The organism is Pseudoalteromonas sp. TB25 (assembly GCF_000497995.1).
Lineage (GTDB): Bacteria > Pseudomonadota > Gammaproteobacteria > Enterobacterales > Alteromonadaceae > Pseudoalteromonas > Pseudoalteromonas distincta.
On the sequence record NZ_AUTI01000394.1, the window covers coordinates 1 to 5,843 of the forward strand.

General features: G+C 38.8%; 4 protein-coding genes. All 4 read left to right on the forward strand.

The window, feature by feature from the left end; genetic code table 11:
• The first annotated feature begins 375 nt into the window (after positions 1–375).
• On the forward strand, positions 376–960 hold the full coding sequence (locus L652_RS0117345) for a VTT domain-containing protein (RefSeq protein WP_010554604.1): 585 nt from the start codon (positions 376–378) through the stop codon (positions 958–960).
• A gap of 97 nt (positions 961–1,057) precedes the next feature.
• On the forward strand, positions 1,058–1,963 hold the full coding sequence (locus L652_RS0117350; protein WP_024597651.1) for a GGDEF domain-containing protein: 906 nt from the start codon (positions 1,058–1,060) through the stop codon (positions 1,961–1,963).
• Positions 1,964–2,126: 163 nt separating this feature from the next.
• The gene (locus L652_RS0117355; RefSeq protein WP_024597652.1) at positions 2,127–3,488 is read left to right on the forward strand and encodes a hypothetical protein; all 1,362 of its coding nucleotides are present in this window, start codon (positions 2,127–2,129) and stop codon (positions 3,486–3,488) included.
• Between the two features lie 125 nt (positions 3,489–3,613).
• On the forward strand, positions 3,614–5,843 hold a 2,230-nt coding region (locus L652_RS0117360), incomplete at its 3' end, for a DUF2339 domain-containing protein (protein ID WP_024603576.1).

A 5,843-nucleotide genomic window follows, 5' to 3' on the forward strand; every position in this document is an offset into this window, starting at 1 on the left:
AGGCGATAACGCAGCATAAATACCAAACATGCGCTGCCCTTTGAGCTCGATCTAGGGACGATTAACTCTTTGTTGCCTACATGGATGTAGGTAAGGGGGTGAGCATGACGCGGAAGCTTTGCTCGATTTTTACTTATTCTTACATGGATGTAAGCCAGTAGGGTAACGCAGGAGCAGTTACCGAGCCCACTAGGTTACAAACCTCGCGCCGCGATTTAATCTTCCTTGGATTGAACAAATTTCAATCCACAAAGATCAATACGCCCTAGGACCTGATAAATTTACTACACTGTTTTCAGCGTGTATTAACCTAAATGTGTAACTATTGGCTTATTGAATACTCTTGTTCTTACAGATAAGTGAAAAGGATTTACTATGGCAATTCAAAAAAAGCTAAAAGAAAAAACGCGTAATTTTATTGACTCTAAGCATATGCTTAGCGGTATTACAGTGGCGTCGTTTTTAGAGTCAACCATAGTGCCTATTCCACTTGAGGCTGTATTAGTACCGCTAATGCAAGCTCGTAGAGAGAAGCTATGGCTTATCGCCTTAATGGCGACTTTAGGTTGCATAGTGGGTGCATTGTTTGGTTATGCGTTGGGTTATTATTTATTTGATGCGGTTGGTGATTGGATTATTAATACGTTTTCGAGCCCTGAGCAATTTGAAAACGTTAAGCAGCAAATGCAAGATCAAGGTTTTTGGTTTGTTATAACGCTTGGCATTGTGCCAATTCCGTTTCAAATAGCGATGCTTGCAGCAGGCGCGACTAAGTATTCTATTTGGCTATTTTTATTGGCCTCAGGTATCGCGCGTTCTATTCGTTACTTTGGTCTGGCTATTATTGTTTATTATGCAGGTAATGAAGCTGAGCGAATCATTAGTAAACACAAAACTAAGGCAATGGTTTTAATAACGTTACTTGTGTTAGGGGTTTGGGGATTAAGCTTGGTGATTTAAGCTCATTATTAAAGATTATTAACCACCTTATTCTAATAAGCCTTTTTGGTAATGTGCTATAGTTTTTTAATATAGTATCGAAAAGCTTAGGGTTAATATGATTGAAACTGTAAAGCTCACTATCAGGCTTTCTAATTTTTTTAAAATGAGCTGGAAAAATAAAACTGTAAGCCTATTTTTATTAGCTTATATTGTTATTTTTTCAGCCTACTCCCTAACTAACTTTCCTCCCTTACAAGTTCAAAATAATGTTTACGGTTTTACAACTGATTTTATTAATTTAATTGTTCTTATTTTTTTATTTTGGATGGTTCAGTGCTCCAAACTTTCAAAGCTTGCATATACATTTTCGACTCTCGGATTAATGCTCTGGTCCATGGGTAATACAGCTGATTTAATCGATGAGATAGTGATACAGCCTTACTGGGTAAGTATTTATTTTGAAGATTTATGCAGAACCAGCGGCATGCTTTTAACTTCCTATGGTTTATTTAAAACTATGCGCTTTGTACAAAGTATTAATAACCGATTAGCGCGTGAGCTCATTATTGACGATTTAACCAAGGTACATAATAGACGTTATTTTTATCAGCACGCTAAAGATGCTCAGCACTCACCTTACGTTATTTTAATTATCGATATAGACCACTTTAAAGCAATCAATGATGAGTTTGGTCATGATGTTGGTGATGTAATGCTTAAAGAACTAGCAACTAAATACGACAATGCTTTTACGCACCAAAACAAATTTGCTCGCCTCGGTGGTGAAGAATTTGGTGGCTACTTGCCTACAAATAATATGACGCAAGCGTGTGATTTTTCGCAGCAATTAATTGACCTTGCGCACACCATAAATATTCAAAACTCTCGTCACTTAACAGTAAGTATAGGTGTTGCAATGCAAACGCCTAATGAGCCTTTAGATAAAGTAATGAAGCGCGCTGATCAAGCTTTATATTTAGCTAAGAAGAGTGGCCGAGATCGTTTTGAAATTGCCCCATAAGCGTTTTAATTATATAAAAACACGTCCTTATTGTTTGCACATTTACTACACTTTTTAACGTTTTCGTAAGGAAGTGTCAGTGAGGGTAATGCTTTGTAAATCATGAAATTAAAATAGAATGTTTGGGTCATAATGGGGATATTAATAATAAGGAATAACCTTAATGACTAACTCCCTTTTAAAAGCTGCATTACCCTTAAGTCTAATTACTATTTTGTCGGGCTGCGGCTCTGACGATAGCTCAAGCTCTACAGGTTACATCCAATTGTATAACGGCTCTTACAATAGCCCATACACACGTTTGTTTGTTGAAGAAACAGAGCGCTCAGGCGCTGATTTTGCTGATGTAACTACTCGCCATAACTACAGCACAGACACTTATGATGTAAGTTTTGAGTACCTAGATGCTAACGACAGCTATATAACAATTAGCGATCAAGAAATTTCTATTAAGGGTGACAAAACACAGTTAATAGTAATGAGTGGTAACTTTGATGAACCTACATTTACAGAGCTTAGCGTACCTATTACAAGCGATACGGGTGAGTTTAACTTAGGGTTTTATAATATTGCAGGAGAGGACACTAACTACGATATTTACTTAGCAACTGATGATGGTGTATTTGAAAGCGCGACACTTTTCTCATCAGCTCAATATTTAAGTGAGTTAGATCTGCAAAGCGTTGATGAAGGTTATTACACTATTTACATAACAGAAGCGGGCAGCAGTGATGTTGTGTACGAGTCGTCATCTGTTTATTTATACGATGAAGCAAGTTATGTAGCAATGATCCGCCCAAGTTATGCAACAGAAGAAGGCGGCATTACGCTTGATGTAGTAACCGATAATAACTACGTTACTGAGCTTAAACACCAATCTGCTCTAGGGCAATTACGTTTTATAAATACCGTTGATGACTACTCGCCAGTAAGCTTTTCTGCTACACGCGGTACAACTGTAAACACAACAAATACAGTCGCTAGTGACTCTTATACCGATTATGTTGAACTTTCGCCTAATAGTTACAGCGTAGCTATGTACGACGAAGAAGGTACAAAACTAGCTGATAACTTTTTAATGACGCTAGAGCGCGAGCAAAGTGCGGTGGGTATTTTTTATAACGACGCAGATAACGGTTTACGTATGATGAGCGTTGAAGAAAATCTAACACCAAGCAGTTACAGCCATACGGTATCGGTTGTAAACCTAATTGAAAGCTACGCAGGGCAGTCGGTTTCAGATGTAGATGTGTACTTTACACTTAACGGCGAAACGGTAGACGACACCAGTAACGTAGTCGATGGCCTAGATAAGTATGACCAAGAAGAGCAGGTTGTAGATAACGAAATTTACACGGTTTATGTTGTTTACGAAGACAACGGCCAGCAAATTGTGCTTATTCAACAAAGCGATATGGACTTTACACAAGAGGGTAACTACATATTGATTTTAGAGCATGATGAAACAACAAGCTCAGGTTATAAGATGACCCTAGAGCGCACTATTACTGATAGTGTTGAATAAACCTAAGCATATTAAGTAGCATAAAGCCTAAGCACTTTAAGTACTTAGGCTTTTTATTGAACAAAATTTACCTACTCATTAATAATTAGGTACACTCAGGGCATAATAATTAATAAGAGTGTGCCATGGATGATTTAGTTGGGTTAGCCGTCATAGTAATACTGGTTGTAGTTGCGGGTGCTATTTGCGGCTTAATAGCGCTAGTGCAGTTAAATGGATTAAAACAAGAAGTTGCTGTTTTAAGGGCCAAAATAACACATCTACAAACACATAAATCGATATCGCAAAGTGAACCTCAAAGTGAAGCATCTACGGCTCAGGCAGCGCTTTCAAGATCAGAGCCAATTGCTCATAAAGCACAGCCAAGCTTAACGTCCCAAAACGCGTCACCACCTTTAATAAATCAGCCATCAGCGCCTCCTAAAAAAGCCAAACCAGCTGCAGCATCAGCCACAGAATTACTATTTAATAAATTACGCGCAGGGTTTGAAGAGAACTGGATGACCTGGATAGGCGCAATAGCGCTTGCGTTTGGGGGCATATTTTTAGCTAAATACAGCCTAGAAGCGGGATTACTATCACCTGTAATGAGGTTGAGTTTAGGCGGCTTATTTGGACTTAGCTTAATTGCAGCCGCAGCTTATTTACACCATAAACGCATTGTATTTGAAGGCTTTAATAATTACATACCCGCAGCGCTTGCAAGTGGTGGGTTTATTACTTGTTTTGCTTTAACGCTTTTAGCTTACAGTAGCTACGATATGCTTAGCCCTACCGTGGCATTTTTTGCACTGGCAGTTATTGCAATTAGCGCAAGTGCTATGGCGCTTAGATTGGGCCCATTATTAGCTGTATTGGGTATTATTGGCGCTTATAGTGTACCAATATGGGTTAGCACTGGCAGCGGTAACTTGTTTGCATTATTTATGTATGTTGGCTTTGTAAGTTTGTCGGCTGCGTTAGTTGCACATAAAGTGCAGCGAGCTTGGTTGTGGTATTTATTATGGGCAGGGCATATTGGTTGGTATTTAGTTGGTTTTACGCTACTTGAAGTTAATACCGTTTGGTTAATGGGGGCATTTGCTTTACTTAGTATTGTAGGGTTAATTGCTATACCGCGCTTAGGTCTAAAACTGAATGTTATTGAACATCGCCCGCACAGTTTAAAACGTTTACTTAAAGTGCTTCCAGATCATGCATTATTACTCGCCTTTATAGCACCCTTAATATTTACAATGCTAATAAGTCACTTTGATATGCAGTGGCAAACAATCGGCGTGTTGAGTATTGTATTGGTGTTGTTTTTAGTCCTTAAAAATAGCCGTTGGGATATTTGGCAGGGCGTAGCGTTAGTTATTTCAACGCTATTAGTTATAAGTGCTGAAAGCACGCATCTTTCGCCAAATCTATTTGATGACGCACTCTTTGTATTCAAAAATGAATACGGTTTGGGTTTATTGCTCGGATTGTTACTTACCGCTTTTGGGCTTTATTACGGTAAAAAACAGATTAAGCGTTTAGCGTTTCATATTACGGGAGCGTTTAGTGTATTTGTAATGATAGCTACTTTATATACGCTTATTCCTAATTCTGCGTTAAGTACTGCATATCCACTTTGGGCCGTTGTATTGTTTGTAGTGGCGGCTATTTTAATAAAGCTCGCGCAATACAATACAACGCTTTTTCAGCGCTTTACCTACTGGGTAGGCGCTAACGCTAATATTACGTTAGCAATTACCATGCTACTAAGTGACAGTGGCCTAACCATTGCACTTGCTGTGCAAGTATTACTTATAAGCGTACTTATTAAGCGCTATAACGTGCCTATGCCGCATTGGCCTATTAAAGCATTAGTTGCTGCGTTATTACTGCGCTTAACGCTTGCGCCTTGGACACCAAGCTACGATGCGTTAACGGTATTTGGTTTGCATTGGAGTATTGTGATTTATCCGTTATGTATCGCGTTATTTTTTGCCGCAGCTAAGTGCTTTGACTCATCAAAACTTAAAATATGGCTCGAAGGTGCAGCTCTTCATTGTTTAGCGCTTTTTATTACTACCGAAACAAGTTATCAGCTAGTAGGGCATTATCCGCAATTTGATTCACTTAACTTTTACGAACAAATACTCCTTACCTGTAACTGGCTGGCATTAGGGGGTGTGTATTTACATAGAGCAAAACTTGCCGGTACTTTAGCTAAGTTATATAAAGTGGCGGGTTTTGCACTTGCGGGGTTAGCAGGGCTTTTTGCTATTAAAACACTGCTTGACGATAACCCATTATTTGAATCACTTTTCATAGGTGAGCTGCCAATATTTAACTGGTTATTACTATTGTGGTTAGTACCTGCAGGAT